The sequence below is a fragment of the Burkholderia sp. PAMC 26561 genome (assembly GCF_001557535.2).
GTDB lineage: Bacteria > Pseudomonadota > Gammaproteobacteria > Burkholderiales > Burkholderiaceae > Caballeronia.
In genome coordinates this window covers 1,257,570-1,273,669 of record NZ_CP014306.1, presented here as the reverse complement: position 1 = coordinate 1,273,669, position 16,100 = coordinate 1,257,570, and the positions used below count along the sequence as shown (strand labels likewise).

Here is a 16,100-nt window from a genome sequence, read left to right as displayed (position 1 = left end):
GTGCCAGACCCAACTGCGCTTCTCCCCGATGCCCCCATGACCCCGCTGCAAAAACGCGGCATGGCGGCCATGCTCCTGGCTGTGTCCCTGGCCACGCTCGATACCGCCATCGCCAACACGGCGCTTCCGGCCATCGCGCACGATCTTCATGCCGCGCCGGCTGCCTCCGTCTGGATCATCAACGCGTATCAGCTCGCGATGGTCGCCACGCTCCTGCCCTTCGCCGCGCTGGGCGGGATTGTCGGGCACAGGAAGATTTATCTTGGCGGGTTGATTTTGTTCCTGGTGGCGTCGCTGACGTGCGCGCTGTCCTGGTCGTTGCCGACGCTCACCGCCGCCCGGCTGCTGCAAGGTGTCGGCGCGAGCGCGGTCATGAGCGTGAACACGGCGCTGATCAGCGCGATCTATCCGCATCACCGGCTTGGGCGCGGGCTCGGGCTCAATGCGCTGATCGTGGGGATATCGTTCGCGGTCGGGCCGACGGTGGCATCGATTGTCCTTTCCCTCGGCACCTGGCCGTGGTTGTTTGCGGTAAACGTGCCGATTGGCCTGACGGCGCTGTTTATCGGCTGGTCTGCACTGCCGGAAACGGCGCGCTCCACGCACGGCTTCGATCGCGTGGCGGCGGGTCTTAATGTGGTGACCTTCGCCGCGCTGGTGTTTGCGCTCGGCGAAGCGGCGCAGCGCGCGCCGGCGTATATCGTGCTGTTGGCGCTCGGCGTGACCGTGGTCGCGGGCGGCCTGATGCTGCGCCGCGAACGCGGTCATCCGGCACCGATGCTTCCCGTCGATCTCTTCAAGCGGCCGATGTTCGCGTTATCGACCGCGACGGCTGTCTGCTCGTTCGCGGCGCAAGGGCTCGCGTTCGTGTCGTTGCCCTTTTATTTCGAAAGCGTGCTCGGGCGCACCCAGGTCGAAACCGGCTTCCTGATGACGCCGTGGTCCGTGATGGTCGCACTGCTCGCGCCCGTGGCGGGACGCTTGTCCGACCGGCATCCACCCGGCTTGCTGGGCGGCGTTGGCCTGGCAGTCATGTGCGCGGGGATGGCGTCGCTGGCGATGTTGCCGGCGCATCCCCATGCGCTCGATATCTGCATCCGCATGGGTATTTGTGGAGCGGGTTTCGGCTTCTTCCAGTCGCCCAACCTCAAGGCGTTGATGGGAAGCGCGCCGCGCGAGCGCAGCGGCGGCGCAAGCGGTGTGGTCGCAACGGCGCGGCTGGTCGGCCAGGCGACGGGTGCCGCGCTGGTTGCGTTGAGCTTCGGGATCGCGGGCAAACACGGACCGGCGCTGGCGCTCGCGCTTGGCGCGGGGTTCGCGGGCGTGGCGAGTGTTGCGAGCGGCTTGCGCCTGATCACCCGCGACAAACCCAGTGAACCGATGCAAACAGCCAGCAAGTAGCTTTCACCCGGCCATCAGCGCGGCTTTTGCCTTGGCAACCGGCCCGGTCCAGTCGCCGAGCGTGGTCTGCTTGAACAGACGCGCGCTTGGATACCACACGCTGTCCTCGCGGTTTGCCATCCAGCGCCAGTCGTTGTTCGCCGGCAGGAACACCCATACTGGCTTGCCGAGCGCGCCCGCCACATGCGCGACGGAGGTATCGACTGTCATCACCAGATCGAGCTGGTCGATGAGCGCGGCGGTATCGGCGAAATCACTCAGCGTGTCCGTCAGGTCGTAAGGTTTCAGCGCGCACTCCGCGTTCAAAAGCTGATCGCGCGCCGCGCCTTTCTGCAGCGAAAACCAGGTAACGTCCTTCACGTCCGCCAACGGTGAGAGCGCCGAAAACGGCATTGAACGGAACTGGTCGTTGCCAAACGTCGGACTGCCCGCCCACACGATGCCGACTTTTTTGCGGCCTGCGGCCAGCATGTCTACTCGCGTCGGCCCCATGCCGATGCGCTCGGCGCTCAGGCTCATGTACGGAATGTCGGCTAGCGCGTTGGGAACGAGATGCGCGACGCGATGCGGCACGCTCATGGATGGCGTCCAGTAGTCGTATTCATGCGTCGGCCCCCGCGTGAATGCACGGCGAATTCCCCGCACGCTTTGCACCAGTTCCACGATATTCTCCGGCACCCGCATGTCTACGATTGCGCCCATCTGCCCGAGCACCGTCACGTAACGTGCGAACTGGATCATGTCGCCGTGACCTTGTTCGCCGACCACCAGCAACGTCTTGCCCTGCAACGGCTCTCCGCGCCATTCGCGGACGCCCGGAACGTCCATTGGCTGATATTTGCTCGAACGCCAGCGCACCTCATGCAGCGCCCAGCCTTCCTGAAGTTGCCACGGCGAAGCTGGAGCAGCGCGAGATTGTGCTGGGCATCGGCGTGATCAGGATCCATGTCGAGAGCGCGTCGATAGTACGGCTCCTCCTCCTCGAACAGCCCTTGCGAGCCGACCGCTGCGCCGACGCATACGTGAATCTGAGGGTCATCGCGTAACGTCAATGCATGCCGGTATGCCGCCTCTGCCTCCGCAAACCGGCCGTGAAGCCCAAGCGTCGTGCCGAGGTTCACGCGTGCCTCGAAGTGATCCGGCCTCAGCGCGAGCGCGCGATGCAGACTCGCCACCGCTTCATCGAAGCGCTTGAGCTCTCGCAGCGCGTTGCCTTCGCCGAAATGTGCTTCGAAGCTGTTGGGATTGCGACGCAGCGCCTCGCGGTATGTCGCCAGCGCTTCGTCATAACGCTTTGCGGCCGCGAATGTGGAACCGAGGTTCAGGCGGCTATCGAAGAAATCGGGGTGCTGGGCGAGCAGCGTGTGAAACTGCTCGATGGCTTCGCTGAAAAGGCCTTGCTTTCGCAACGTCACGCCGAGGTTGTTGCGTGCGTTGGCGAAATCCGGATCGAGCGCAAGCGCGCGCTCGTGGCACTCCACGGCATGCGGCAGGTCACCCAGCGCCGTAGCCACCAGCCCGCGATTGCTCCAGCACGCCGGTGCGTCCAGCGCGAGGCCAAGCGCGCGGTCCAGCAACTTCGCAGCTTCCAGGTCCTCGCCCCGCTGATGCAGAAGGACGCCGAGGTAATGCAGCGCATCGACGTGATCGGGACGTTGCTGCAAGACCTGCCGGTAACCGCTTTCAGCCTCGGCCATCTGACCGGCCTGATGGTGACTGAAAGCTCGGGCATACGGTTCGGCGAGTTGGTTCATGGCAGGCGTTTTTCAGCGAAGTGGATGACCTGATCATCCTAATTCGCGTGTTATCGGCCAGCTATCGGATCAGTCTTATCCCTTGTTTCCCGATTTAAAGTTATGCATTTCGCATCGGCGCGGATCAGTCTTTTTCGCCAGGCGAATGGAAACCCGGCTTGCCAATCTGGTCGGGCGTTTGCGGCACGCGGCGGAATCGCGATGTGTCGTAACCCATCTCGTCCAGGCGGCCGAGCAGTTCGCGGTACTTCGCATCGCTGATGTTTGGCGAGCGCGCGAAAATCCAGCCGAGCTTGCGATCCGAGTATCCGATGATCGTGTACTGGTAGTCGTCATCCACGTAAAGCGTCTTCTGGCTTGCGTAGATTGGCCAGAAGATCCGCACGCTCCAATCCGCGTTGTTCGAACCCGGAACCACGGAATCCGTGAATTGATAGTGCTTCAGCGGGGCATCGAACGAATTCTTGTGCGCGTAATACGAGTCGTCGATCTTGCCGTCATCGCGCAACTTCCATTCGGCATAACTGCCAACGAAATCCTTCTCGGCGAAATACGGAATGTTCGCGATGATGTACCAGCGGCCCATGTAACGCGGGAGATCAACCGATGGCGCAAGCTTCAGTTCATTCGCTGCGCGCGGATTGGGATTGCGTGGCGAAGACATGCATGCGCTCAGAACAAGCGCCACTGCCGACAAAACAACGACAACGCGAAGAGCACGGGACATGAGCGCACCAAAGTTGTTAGGGCGTGTATGCATTGATACGCACGTCCGCCCTGACCGGTTTCACGGGATCAACAATGGCGCAAGTTACAGGCCCAGCGCTTCGATTGGCGTCAAATACGCCGTACCTTCACCTTCTTGCCCTTCACCTTTCCGGACGACAACCGGTTCACCGCCTTATCGGCAATATCCCGCGATACCGCCACGTAGGTGACCATATCCGTCACATTGATCTTGCCGATCTGCGAGCCTTCGAAACCGGCGTCGCCGGTGAGCGCGCCGAGCACGTCACCCGGACGGATCTTTTCCTTGCGGCCGCCAAGGATCTGCAATGTGGCCATGGGCGGCTGGAGGTGACCCGGCGTCGCCGGCGTCAGTTCGCTCAGCTTGTGCCATTCCACTTCCTTTTTCTGCGCCTGTTCGATCGAACTCACGCGCGCCATTTCATTCATGCTCGCGAGGCTCAGCGCCCAGCCTTCCTGATCCGCGCGGCCCGTTCGGCCGATGCGGTGAACGTGGATCTCAGGATCTTGCGTGACATCGACGTTGATCACCGCTTCCAGTTGCGCGATATCGAGGCCGCGCGCGGCGACATCGGTGGCGACCAGCACCGAGCAGCTTCGATTGGCGAACTGCACGAGCACCTGGTCGCGCTCGCGTTGTTCGAGTTCACCGTGCAGCGCCAGCGCATGAAAACCTTGCGCGACGAGTACATCGAGTAGATCGCGGCATTGCTGCTTCGTGTTGCAGAACGCGAGCGTGCTCACCGGCTGGTAGTGATCGAGCAGAAGGCCAACGGCGTGCAGGCGCTCGTTGTCATCGACTTCGTAGAAACGCTGCTTGATCTTCGCATTCGTGTGCTGCTCGGTGAGCTTGATTTCCTGCGGTTTGCGCAGGAACTGCTGGCTCAGCTTCGCGATGCCCTCCGGATACGTCGCCGAAAACAGCAAGGTCTGGCGATCCTTCGGACATTGTTTGGCAACCGCGACGATGTCATCGAAAAAGCCCATGTCGAGCATGCGGTCGGCTTCATCGAGTACGAGGGTCTTGAGCGCGCTCAGTTCCAGCGTGCCGCGTTCCAGGTGGTCCATGAGACGTCCCGGCGTGCCCACGGCAATGTGGCAGCCATGTTCGAGACTTGCGATCTGCGGGCGCATTGGCGAGCCGCCGCACAGCGTCAGGATCTTGATGTTGTCTTCCGCGCGCGCGATCCGGCGAATCTCCTGCGTCACCTGGTCGGCGAGTTCGCGCGTCGGGCACAGCACGAGCGCCTGCACGGAGAAAAGCTTCGGGTCGATCTTAGCGAGCAACGGCAATGCGAACGCGGCGGTCTTGCCGCTGCCCGTCTTCGCCTGCGCGATGAGATCGTGGCCCGCGAGCGCGAGCGGCAGGCTTGCGGCCTGGATCGAGGTCATCGTGAGATAACCGAGTTGTTCGAGGTTCGCCAGCATTGCCGGCGACAGCGGCAAGGCGCTGAATGAAGTGGGCGTGGTCATGAGCGTGTTTCTCTACTTCGCGGCAGGTTTCGGCGGGACCGAATTGTCCTGCTCGTAGGTGATGGTGCCGTCGGGCGCGTCGTGGCGCAGCACTTTATTGCGCGCGCCGCACATGGGGCAGCGGAACATCAGGCCCTGGCCTTCGTTCTTGATGAGCACGTCGGCAAGTTGCCATTCGGCGCCGCACGGCTGGTTTCGGCAGATAAACATGATTGGATTGAGCGTAATGGATGGGGTTGCGGCCTGAAAAGGGCGCCGATCCGTCCGGCGCACGCTGTTTTTGCGCAATTGAAGCCGAAGTGTACGCGTAGACGGTGGGATTACCTCGTTTTACGGCGTTTTTACGGGCCTCGCCGTCTTTCGCATCGGATCGATCCGTTAAACTGACATTTACTAAAACGATGCCCTGACCCGCCCTATCGATGCGAATCCTGCACACCTCGGACTGGCACCTCGGCCAGTATTTTCTCGGGCATTCACGACAAATCGAGCACCAGAAGCTGATCGAGTGGCTGGTCGAGCAGACCCGGGTGCATGGGGTCGATTCGGTGCTGATAGCCGGGGATATCTTCGATACCGGTGCGCCGCCCAGCTACGCCCGCGAGCTGTATTACTCGCTGATCCTGGCGCTGCGCGACGCCGGCGTCGGTCTGACGCTGCTCGCGGGGAATCATGACTCCGTTGCCGTGCTCGAGGAATCGCGCAACTTGCTGACGGCGTTGAATACAGTCGTGATTCCGTCCGTGCAGGACGACCCGAACGAACAGGTCCGCGTCCTCAATACACGCGATGGCCACCCCGGCGCGATTGTCTGCGCAATTCCGTTCATTCGTCCGCGTGATGTCCTGCAGAGCATCGCGGGGCAAAGCGCGCGTGACAAACAGCAGTCGCTGCAAGACGCAATCCACGCGCATTACCAGGTGTTGTTTGCGTTGGCCGAGGCGAAGCGCGTTGAACTCGGTGCGCATTTGCCGATCATCGCGACCGGGCATTTGACGACAGTCGGTGCGAGCGCAAGCGAATCCGTGCGCGAGATTTATGTCGGCGCGCTGGAGGCGTTCCCGACCGCCGCGTTTCCGGCGGCCGACTACATCGCGCTGGGGCATATTCATCGGCCGCAGAAGGTTGGCGGGTTCGACCATATTCGCTACAGCGGATCGCCGATTGCATTGAGCTTCGACGAAGCGCGGCAGCAGAAAGAGATGCTGCTCGTGGACGTTTCGGCCGATGGGCTTCAAAGCGTGACCGTGCTCGACGTTCCGTGCTTCCAGACCTTGTTGTCGGTCAAAGGATCGCTGAAGGAACTGGAAGCTGCGGTTGAGGCTGTTTCAGCCCAGGCGCGCGAAGGCGAGACGATATGGCTCGAAATCGTCGTCTCCGCCGACGACTATCTCAGCGATCTGCAAACGCGCATCCAGAAGATGACCGGGAACCTGCCCGTCGAAGTGTTGCGCGTTCGTCGCGAGCGCTCGTCCGCTTCGAGCACGTTGCAATCCCAGGCCAGGGAAACCTTGAACGAACTCACGCCCGACGATGTTTTCGCACGCCGCCTGCAATCGGAAACCATCGACGACGACACGCGCTCGCAGCTTTTGCAGATGTATCGCGAAGTCGTCGCGCAGATTGGCGAGGCCAATGCATGAAGATCTTGTCGTTGCGTTTGCGTAATCTGAATTCGCTCAAGGGCGAGTGGAAGATCGATTTCAGCCAGCCGCCGTTTCGCGATAACGGCCTGTTCGCCATCACCGGTCCGACCGGAGCCGGCAAGACAACCTTGCTCGATGCCATCTGTCTCGCGCTCTATCACCGCACGCCGCGCATGGATACGGTCTCGCAAGGCACGAACGAGCTGATGACGCGCCACACGTTCGAATGCCTCGCGGAAGTCGAGTTCGAAGTGAAGGGCGAAGGGTATCGTGCATTCTGGAGTCAGCGACGCGCACGCGATAAAACCGACGGCAATCTGCAGGCGCCAAAGGTCGAACTCGCGCGGCTGGACGGGACGATCCTGACGGAGCGCATTGTCGATAAACTGCGCAAGGTCGAAGAGATCACGGGGCTGGATTTCGGCCGCTTCACCAAATCGATGATGCTCGCCCAAGGCGGTTTCGCCGCGTTCCTGGAAGCGAAGGCGAATGAGCGCGCCGAGTTGCTTGAAGAGCTTACCGGCACCGATATCTATGGCACGATCTCACAGCACGTGTTCGAGCGCACGCGGGATGAAAAGCTCGCGCTCGATACGCTTTTGGTCCGCGCCGACGGCGTTCAGTTGCTGACCGAAGAAGAGCGTAACGCGAAGCAGCAGGAAGTCATCGCTCTCGCCGCTCAGGAAATCACGCTGGGCAAACAAGCCGAATCAACACGCGCGATGCACGCGTGGCGGGTGGCGTTATCGGACGCTGAAAAGCAGCTCGAACAGGCGTCGCTCAACCAGCAGCAGGCCGATGCAAAAATCGCCGATGCCAAGCCTTTGCTCGATCGCCTCGCCGCAAGCGCGCCTGCGGAAAAGCTGCGCGCTGATCACACGGCAATGCTTTCGGCGCGCGAGAGGCACGCGGAAACCTTGCGTCAAGCGGCGGCTGCGCGGAACGAAAAACAAGCCGCTGCGCTCGATGCCGCGCGGGGTTTGCGCCTGGCTTCTGTGATGGGAACGCGGGTGGCGCAGCTTCGTGAACTTGGGTTGACTACCGTGTCGGCGGAAATCAAATCAATTCAGTCCACACTTGATCAACATCCGCATCGAAGCAAACTTGGTGAGCAAATCGTGCTTTGGCAACATCAATTCGATGCACGTCAACAGACGTTGAATGACATCGAATTGATTCGCACAAAGCATGTCGGATTGCGTGCGTCGATAGAGAAACAGGCGGGGGACATCAGCGCCAAGCTCAAAGCGATGTCCAACGCAATGGGCGCGGCAGAACTGGCGCGAAAAACTGAACGGGAACAGCTTGAGAAACTTTCGAGCATGCACAGTGGGGAAAGCGAGGCGGACTTGAAGACACGTTGCCAGCGTCTTCAAGACCAGCATTATCTGTTCGGGAAACTGGTGGAAGTTGGTGAGGCAGTTACGCGCGGGACCCGTCAACTTGCTACGGACCGTGAAGAACTGGCGAAAAGAAACGCTGCGAGCGTGTTGCTCGCCGACCAGCATGAACGCCTTGTCAAAGACATCGAAATGCTCACCGAACAAGTCCAGGACAAACGCAAACTGCTTGATCAGGAGCGGCGCATTCTGGACCTTGCCGGACATCGCGCAGCATTGCAGCCTGACGAAGCGTGTCCGTTGTGCGGATCGACGGAGCATCCGTCCATCGATGTTTATCAAACGCTCGATGTTTCATCGACCGAACATGCATTGAAGGAAAAAGACACAGCGTTGCGTGGCAAAGGCAAGGAGCTTCTCGCCGCAAATGTGGCAATCGCCGAATCGAATGCCAGTGTGAGCGCGCTCAAAAAGCGTATCGATACATGGCTGCAAGACGACAAGGGTCATGCCGAGAGCTGGCAGATGTTGTGCGCAGAACTTGGACTCGAAACAGTTGACCGTGACGCGCTCAGCGCGCTCGTGCAGCAACATACGGCGAAGTTGAAGTCGGCTCAGGAAACACTCGCGGCAGTGGATCAACAGAAGATCGTGATTCATCAGCACGCGACCGCCGCGAATGCGGCGGAGCGGTTCGCGCTCGAACAGCAACATGCGTTGAAGATGAGCGAAGAGCGCCAGAACGCCGACGAAAAGTCGCTGAAGGAGATGGCCGACCAAGCCGAAGCCTTGCAAACCACGTTGCTCAAGAAAGAACGCACGCTCGATGAATCGGTTATTTCCGCCGGTCACGCGCGACCCGATTCGTGGACGCAATGCCAAGCGTGGCTTGCTGAACGCGATAACGAATGGAAGGCTTGGCAGAAGGCATCGGAGCGTGTTCGTGCATTGAATCAGCAGGCGGATCGCTTGAAACAATCGCTCGAAACTGCATCGACTGACGCGGCAAAATGGTGCGTGCGCTGGACGGCTTGCGAGAAGGATTTCCCCGAGTTGCAAGCCGATCCAATTGCCGCGACCGACGATCCGGACGCGGCCTTCATATCCGCAATACACCGCTACGAAACTGCACGCGACAAAACCAGTTCGCTCGAAGGCACCGAGCGCACGATGGCAACGCGTTTGAGCGAAGAGCAAGCGCACGCGGAGAAAACGTCGGCTGCGTGGTTGAATGCTTTGACCCGCAGCGTTTTCGCCGATGAACAATCGTTCCTGTCGGCGCTCCTGTCCCACGAAGAGCGCGACCGGTTGCAAACGCAGAAGCGCGAACTCGACGAACTATCGACAACGGTTCGCACACTGCGCGCGAACGCGGAAAACCGTCGCGCGGAATTGCTGAAAGACCCGAAGACGGATCAGGACGCCGAAGCGCTGAATCGCATGCTGGAAGATCTGGCCGCGTCTATAAAAATGCTAAGCCAACAACAAGGCGGCCTTCGCGCGACGCTTCAAGGCGACGACAAACGCCGCGTCGAACAACAGGCGTTGTACCGACAGATCGATACACAACGCGCCCAATACGACTTGTGGCAGCGCCTGAGCAGCCTGATCGGTTCCGCCGATGGCGCGAAGTATCGGAAGTTCGCGCAGGGCCTCACGCTCGATCATCTGATCTACCTCGCGAACCGCCAACTCATGCAATTGCATGGGCGCTATCAACTCAATCGGAAGCTTGCCGGCGAGCTGGAAATGGAAGTGCTCGACCTGTGGCAAGGCGATATTGCACGCGATACACGCACGTTATCAGGCGGCGAAAGTTTCCTTGTGAGTCTGGCGCTTGCGCTGGCTTTATCGGATCTGGTGAGCTTCAAGACGTCCATCGATTCATTGTTCCTCGATGAAGGGTTCGGCACGCTCGATGGCGAAACGCTGGAGATTGCGCTCAATGCGCTCGATTCATTGAACGCGAGCGGCAAGATGATCGGCGTGATCAGCCATGTGGAAGCGCTCAAGGAGCGCATTCCGTTGCAGATCAAAGTGGCGAAAAGCGTGGGAATAGGATTTTCGACGGTGGAAGTCGTGGGCGCTTAAGACGCGGCTTTATTGACCACGATCTCTTTCGCCGCAAGCTTTTGCACAATGAAGAACGGCACGTCGAGACGCCATTCACCGTTTCGCACAACCGCGTCGTAGTCGAATAAAGGCTTACCGTCGGCGGCGCTGAAAACAAGCTTTTGCGCGGCGCCATCGGCAAGCGAGCTGACACCGCCGATTGCCTGGTAACTCGTATTGCTGCCGACGTGAAACTTCTCGGTGTTCCATCGGTTCGGCGCGTGCGGCGGGAATGGTTTTGCGTCGTGGAAACCGAACAGGTCGTCGTGAGTCAGCACGCTTTTACGCAGCGTCGGCCAGACATTGGTGCGCAAATAATGCTGATCGATGAACCGGCCGCTATCGGCGTTGGTGGCGGCAAATTGCTGCATCGATTGAACCGCGTTCTTCAATACGCCCCCGCAGCCTCCCCAGAGCCCCGCGAGAATCAGTTCGGTATGCGTGAAGTAATCGCGAAGGACGTGGAAGTAATACGGGCTTTTAATCCATTCCTGCACCGCGGCGGCTTCCCGCTCAGAGAGCAACGCGTCGGCATCGCGAAGCAGGAAGCGTTTGACCTTGGGATCGTCGATAACCAGAAAGCGCCACATCAACGGATGGACTCCCGACTCCGGACCCATGAACACGACGTCCGCGCCCGCATCCTTCAGCCGTTGCTGGACGTGCGCGGGGACGGTCGCATCGAGATAGATCCGGCACGTCCAGCCTTTGAACAGGTCGCGCGTCAATTCGGCATTCAGGACCGCCGGCTCGCAATATCGCGGATTCGCGCCGAACAGTGAATACGCGATGACATTCTCAGCAGGATTTTGGGGATTGAACGCAGGCGGCGCCTGGTCTGGAATTGATTCGCTTGGATTCGCGCCGCATTGCGTGTCGGAGGCACGCAGCGAGCGCAAACCGTATTCGCGCATCTCGTCGGTCTTCCCGAGCCAGCCGCACACTTCCACCAGGCCATCGAGCCAGGTCGACGCGGCAAGCAGTTTGCGCTGGCTCGCCGGCGCGTCGTGGATGCTCATGTAGACCTTGTACGCCTGGTCGAACGCGTTGATGCGCATCAGGCACAACGCGTAATCCGGCAGGATCGTCATGTTTCCCGGTGTGAGGGTGAGCGCTTCGGCCGCGAGATTTGCACCGCTTCGATAATCGCCCGCGGCATATGCCGCGCGAAATGCCTCCGCAATTCTGCCAAGACGCTCTTGATTGGCGGCGCTTGGCTGACGCATTCCGCCTCTTTGTCTTACGTGACGTACGTTGGATCGGTTCATGAGTTTCTAAGCTGTCGGGCGATCGGGCATTGTTCGTGCACGCTCATTGATAAGCAGTGCCGATGCGTTTCCGGGTAACCAGCCACTTTAAACGCGCCGACGCACCTTGCCGACGATCGGCACCGATTTTCACAATTTCACGTTGCGTAACCAGGCGCTGGAGATTTGAGGCATGACCACGCTGCGATTGATTCTTGGCGATCAACTGAACCCGCTGCATAGCTGGTTTTCGGAGGTGGACGACGATGTCGTCTATGCGCTCATGGAAGTGCGTCAGGAAACGGACTACGTCCTGCATCACGCACAGAAAATCCTCGCGTTGTTCGCGGCTATGCGTGACTTCGCGCGCCGGTTGAAATCCGCCGGGCATCGTGTTCACTATCTTGCAATCGATGACCCGGATAACCGGCAAAGCATGCCCGGGAATCTCGACTGGATGATCGCGCGTTACAAAGCGACTGCGTTCGAATGTCAGGCGCCGGATGAATGGCGACTCGACCGGCAATTGGCCGAGTATGCGGCTCAGCTGGACATTCCGTGCTGGATGAAAGATACGGAGCACTTCTACACGCGCCGCAATGAAGCGGCCGAATATTTCGCCGACAAGAAGCAGTGGCTGATGGAAAATTTTTATCGGCGGATGCGGGTGAAGCATCGGGTCTTGATGAGCGCCGATGATTCCCCTTCCGGCGGCCAGTGGAACTTCGATCACGACAATCGAAAATCGTGGCCTGGAAAGCCATCACAACCCGCTGATCCCCGCGTTGCGCACGATCATTCAGCGCTCTGGAAAACGATTGTCGACGCGGGCGTAAAGAGCTTCGGGTCGCCGAATGAAGACCGTTTGCCGTGGCCGTTGAATCGCGATGAAGCGTTGGCGCAACTCGATTCGTTTATAGAAGATGCGCTTCCTGATTTCGGCGATTACCAGGACGCAATGAGCACGCACGCGCCGCGATTGTTCCATTCGCTGCTGTCGTTTTCGCTCAACGCGAAGATGCTGAATCCGCGCGAAGTGGTAGCCCGGGCGGAACGGGCGTATCGGGATGGACATGCATCGTTGCCAGCGGTCGAAGGGTTCATTCGGCAAATCATCGGCTGGCGCGAATTCATGCGCGGTGTGTATTGGACGCGGATGCCGGAGTACCGAAAATCGAATGTGTTCGGCAATACGCTCAAGCTACCAGTCTGGTTCTGGAACGGCGAGACGAACATGCGATGCTTGAAACATTCAATTGGGCAATCGCTTGAAAATGGACACGCGCACCATATACAACGGTTGATGGTTATCGGCAATTTTGCGCTGATCGCGGGAATTGATCCCGTTGAAGTGCACGAGTGGTATCTCGGTGTATACGTGGATGCGTACGAGTGGGTCGAGATGCCGAACGTGCTCGGCATGAGCCAGTTTGCCGATGGCGGCGGACTGGCGACGAAACCTTATGCGTCGAGCGCGGCGTATATCGACAAGATGAGCGATTACTGCAAAGGATGTCACTACGATAGGAAAGCGCGGCTGGGCAAAACGGCTTGTCCATTTAACGCGCTGTATTGGGATTTTTTTGAGCGCAATAGCGGGCGGTTGAAGGGGAATCCGAGGCTGGCGATGGTTTATAAGCAGTTGGACAGGATGGATGGGGAAGCGAAGGCCGGGCTTGAGGAAAGGGCGGGTGAGCTTCGAGGGAAGCTGGACGAGTTGTGAAGCTTAAACAAAAAAGCCAGCCACATAAAAAGTGACTGGCTTCTCCAGCAACGCTTACGTCAAACCTCAAACGTCAATATTCCCCGCCCGCAACGCATTCGACTCAATAAACGCACGACGCGGTTCAACATCGTCACCCATCAGCGTAGTGAAAATGCCGTCGGCCGCGATCGCATCCTCGATCTGAACGCGCAACAGACGCCGCACCGTCGGGTCCATTGTCGTTTCCCAAAGCTGCGACGGGTTCATCTCGCCCAGCCCCTTATACCGCTGCTTGGTCACGTTGCGTTCTGCATCCGCGATCAGCCACTTCATGGCGCTCTTGAAGTCGCTGACGGCCATCGACCGTTCGCCGCGCTTGATCAATGCGCCCGCCCCGATCAACCCCTTGAACGTGTTCGCCGTCGTCTGCAATTGCTTGTAGTCGGCGGTCAACTGGAAGTCTTCGTCGATAACCGATACCTTCACGTTCCCGTGATGCCGGCGATTGATATGCAACGACCGGATCTCGCGCACCGCGTCATACGACGGCTCGACCGTCACTTCAGGCTTCAACGGATCCGCACGCAACGCAGCCTGCAAGGCCGCAGCAGAAGCCACCGTCGATTCCTGTGTCGACAGATCCAGCACAATGCCGTCCATCACCGCCTCAAGCGCGTTCACGTCATAGAACCGGCTGACGCGATCCACCACCGCCTGCGCCAAGAGGTAGGCACGCGCAAGTTCACCTAGTGCGTCGCCGGTAATCGGCGTCGCGCCTTCGCTCGGAATCAGCTCGGAGCCCTGCAGCGCCAGCTTCAACATATGCTGGTTCAGCTCGTGCGTGTCCTTCAGATACCGCTCGTCCTTGCCCGCCTTGATCTTGTAGAGCGGCGGCTGCGCGATATAAATGAACCCGCGCTCGACGATCTCCGGCATCTGCCGGTAGAAGAACGTCAGCAGCAGCGTCCGGATGTGCGCACCGTCCACGTCCGCGTCGGTCATGATGATGATGCGGTGATAGCGCAGCTTGTCGAGGTTGTAGTCGTCCTTGCCGAGCCCTGTTCCGAGCGCGGTCACGAGCGTGACGATCTGCTCCGACGAAATCAGCTTGTCGAAACGCGCACGCTCCACGTTGAGCACCTTCCCGCGCAGCGGCAGGATGGCCTGGAACTTCCGGTCACGCCCTTGCTTTGCCGATCCCCCTGCCGAGTCGCCCTCGACAATGTAGATCTCCGACTTCGCCGGATCCTTCTCCTGGCAATCGGCCAGCTTGCCCGGCAAGCCGACGCCGTCGAGCACGCCTTTACGACGCGTCATTTCACGCGCCTTGCGAGCGGCGTCGCGGGCACGCGCTGCATCGATAATCTTGTTCGTAATGATCTTCGCGTCGTTCGGCGTTTCTTGCAGGAAGTCCTCGAGCGCCTTCGCGACCACGTCTTCAACCGGCGCGCGCACTTCCGACGACACGAGCTTGTCCTTCGTCTGCGAGCTGAACTTCGGCTCCGGCACCTTCACCGACAACACGCACGACAAACCTTCACGCATGTCGTCGCCGCTCGTCTCGATCTTCGCTTTCTTCGCGATATCGTGATCCGTGATGTACTTGTTGAGCACACGCGTCATGGCCGCGCGCAGGCCGGTCAAGTGGGTGCCGCCGTCGCGCTGCGGAATGTTGTTCGTGAAGCACAGCACGCTTTCGTTGTAGCTGTCGTTCCACTGCATGGCCACTTCGACCGTGACGTTGTCCTTCTCGCCCACCGCATGGAACACGGTCGGATGCAGCACCTGCTTGGTCTTGTTGATGTAATCAACGAAGCCCTTCACGCCGCCGACAAACGCAAAATCGTCCTCCTTGCCGCTGCGCTGATCGGTCAGGCGAATCCGCACGCCGTTATTCAGGAACGACAGTTCGCGCATGCGCTTGGCGAGGATGTCGTAGTGGAATTCGACGTTGCCGAAGATGGTGATATCCGGCATGAAATGCACTTCGGTGCCGCGGTTTTCCGTGTCGCCAACTACGTGCATCGGGGAATACGTGATGCCGTTTTCGGTCACGAGTTCGCGGTTCCGCACCACGCCTTGATGGAATTCCATGAAGTGCTTCTTGCCGTCGCGACGCACGGTGAGGCGCAACCATTCGGACAGGCCGTTCACGCAGGACACACCCACGCCATGCAAGCCGCCCGACACCTTGTAGCTGTTCTGGTCGAACTTGCCGCCGGCGTGCAGCTCGGTCATCACGATCTCGGCGGCGCTGCGCTTGGGATCGTGCTTGTCGTCGAGCTTGAGGCCGGTCGGCACGCCGCGGCCGTTGTCGGTCACGGAGATGGAGTTGTCGGCGTGAATGGTGACGTGAATGTCGTTGCAATGTCCGGCGAGCGCTTCGTCGATCGAGTTGTCCAGCACTTCGAAAACGAGGTGATGCAAACCCGTGCCATCAGACGTATCGCCGATATACATACCCGGCCTCTTGCGGACCGCCTCCAGACCTTCGAGGATCTGAATGGAGGATGCGCCGTAAGCGTTGTCGGGTTGCGAAATAGGGTTTTCAGTCATGGGTTTTTTTCCGGTTCTGCGTCACTACAGGGTCGCTACTGGGTCAGTACTAGGTCGCTGGGCGGTCACTGCGGGGGTTGCTGCGCGGTCGCTGCACGAGACTTTTCGAAACACCTTAA

11 protein-coding genes are annotated in these 16,100 nt (G+C 59.7%); 4 read left to right on the top strand and 7 right to left on the bottom strand.

Translation table 11 applies throughout. The features are described from left to right. Positions 1-36: 36 nt before the first annotated feature. On the top strand, positions 37-1,401 hold the full coding sequence (locus AXG89_RS06020) for an MFS transporter (RefSeq protein WP_062168537.1): 1,365 nt from the start codon (positions 37-39) through the stop codon (positions 1,399-1,401). 3 nt (positions 1,402-1,404) lie between these two features. On the opposite strand, the gene AXG89_RS06015 is transcribed toward AXG89_RS06020, so the two are convergent. The 5 genes from AXG89_RS06015 to AXG89_RS05995 all read right to left on the bottom strand — a co-directional run bounded on the left by AXG89_RS06015 (position 1,405) and on the right by AXG89_RS05995 (position 5,585). Then, entirely contained in the window at positions 1,405-2,190 is a 786-nt protein-coding gene (locus tag AXG89_RS06015) for a glycosyltransferase family 9 protein (RefSeq protein WP_162916009.1), read from the bottom strand. Continuing rightward, complete coding sequence (locus AXG89_RS06010; protein ID WP_062168533.1) at positions 2,139-3,155, bottom strand: tetratricopeptide repeat protein; 1,017 nt, start codon at positions 3,153-3,155, stop codon at positions 2,139-2,141. The genes AXG89_RS06015 and AXG89_RS06010 overlap by 52 nt, the downstream gene beginning before the upstream one ends. 124 nt (positions 3,156-3,279) lie before the next feature. Then, positions 3,280-3,882 (bottom strand): lipocalin family protein, encoded by a 603-nt coding sequence (locus AXG89_RS06005; protein ID WP_062168531.1) that lies wholly within the window; start codon positions 3,880-3,882, stop codon positions 3,280-3,282. A gap of 110 nt (positions 3,883-3,992) precedes the next feature. Then, complete coding sequence (dbpA, locus tag AXG89_RS06000) at positions 3,993-5,375, bottom strand: ATP-dependent RNA helicase DbpA (RefSeq protein WP_062168529.1); 1,383 nt, start codon at positions 5,373-5,375, stop codon at positions 3,993-3,995. A gap of 12 nt (positions 5,376-5,387) precedes the next feature. Beyond that, a complete protein-coding gene (locus tag AXG89_RS05995) occupies positions 5,388-5,585 on the bottom strand; it encodes a hypothetical protein (protein ID WP_047895277.1) in 198 nt (65 codons plus the stop codon). 212 nt (positions 5,586-5,797) lie between these two features. Between AXG89_RS05995 and sbcD the strand changes: the two genes are divergently transcribed. Beyond that, positions 5,798-7,018, top strand: a complete 1,221-nt coding sequence (gene sbcD, locus AXG89_RS05990) for an exonuclease subunit SbcD (RefSeq protein ID WP_062168527.1) — start codon at positions 5,798-5,800, stop codon at positions 7,016-7,018. Next, positions 7,015-10,452, top strand: a complete 3,438-nt coding sequence (locus AXG89_RS05985; protein ID WP_062168525.1) for an AAA family ATPase — start codon at positions 7,015-7,017, stop codon at positions 10,450-10,452. Before sbcD ends, AXG89_RS05985 begins: the two co-directional genes overlap by 4 nt. Here the strand turns inward: AXG89_RS05985 and AXG89_RS05980 are convergent. Beyond that, positions 10,449-11,699: a hypothetical protein gene (locus tag AXG89_RS05980; protein ID WP_082771344.1), complete on the bottom strand. Its 1,251-nt coding sequence runs from the start codon at positions 11,697-11,699 to the stop codon at positions 10,449-10,451. The genes AXG89_RS05985 and AXG89_RS05980 overlap by 4 nt on opposite strands. A gap of 214 nt (positions 11,700-11,913) precedes the next feature. Between AXG89_RS05980 and AXG89_RS05975 the strand changes: the two genes are divergently transcribed. Next, positions 11,914-13,443 (top strand): cryptochrome/photolyase family protein, encoded by a 1,530-nt coding sequence (locus AXG89_RS05975; protein ID WP_062168521.1) that lies wholly within the window; start codon positions 11,914-11,916, stop codon positions 13,441-13,443. Positions 13,444-13,509: 66 nt separating this feature from the next. Here AXG89_RS05975 and gyrB read toward each other — a convergent pair whose 3' ends face one another. After that, positions 13,510-15,981 carry a DNA topoisomerase (ATP-hydrolyzing) subunit B gene (gene gyrB / locus AXG89_RS05970; RefSeq protein WP_062168519.1) on the bottom strand — a complete coding sequence of 824 codons (2,472 nt, stop codon included), beginning with the start codon at positions 15,979-15,981 and terminating at the stop codon, positions 13,510-13,512. Between the last annotated feature and the right edge of the window lie 119 nt (positions 15,982-16,100).

Coding starts and splice junctions, on each gene's coding strand:
- AXG89_RS06020 (WP_062168537.1), top strand. CDS start 37: ATGACCCCGCTGCAAAAACGCGGCATGGCGGCCATGCTCCTGGCTGTG.
- AXG89_RS06010 (WP_062168533.1), bottom strand. CDS start 3,155: ATGAACCAACTCGCCGAACCGTATGCCCGAGCTTTCAGTCACCATCAG.
- AXG89_RS06005 (WP_062168531.1), bottom strand. CDS start 3,882: ATGTCCCGTGCTCTTCGCGTTGTCGTTGTTTTGTCGGCAGTGGCGCTT.
- dbpA (WP_062168529.1), bottom strand. CDS start 5,375: ATGACCACGCCCACTTCATTCAGCGCCTTGCCGCTGTCGCCGGCAATG.
- AXG89_RS05995 (WP_047895277.1), bottom strand. CDS start 5,585: ATGTTTATCTGCCGAAACCAGCCGTGCGGCGCCGAATGGCAACTTGCC.
- sbcD (WP_062168527.1), top strand. CDS start 5,798: ATGCGAATCCTGCACACCTCGGACTGGCACCTCGGCCAGTATTTTCTC.
- AXG89_RS05985 (WP_062168525.1), top strand. CDS start 7,015: ATGAAGATCTTGTCGTTGCGTTTGCGTAATCTGAATTCGCTCAAGGGC.
- AXG89_RS05980 (WP_082771344.1), bottom strand. CDS start 11,699: ATGCGTCAGCCAAGCGCCGCCAATCAAGAGCGTCTTGGCAGAATTGCG.
- AXG89_RS05975 (WP_062168521.1), top strand. CDS start 11,914: ATGACCACGCTGCGATTGATTCTTGGCGATCAACTGAACCCGCTGCAT.
- gyrB (WP_062168519.1), bottom strand. CDS start 15,981: ATGACTGAAAACCCTATTTCGCAACCCGACAACGCTTACGGCGCATCC.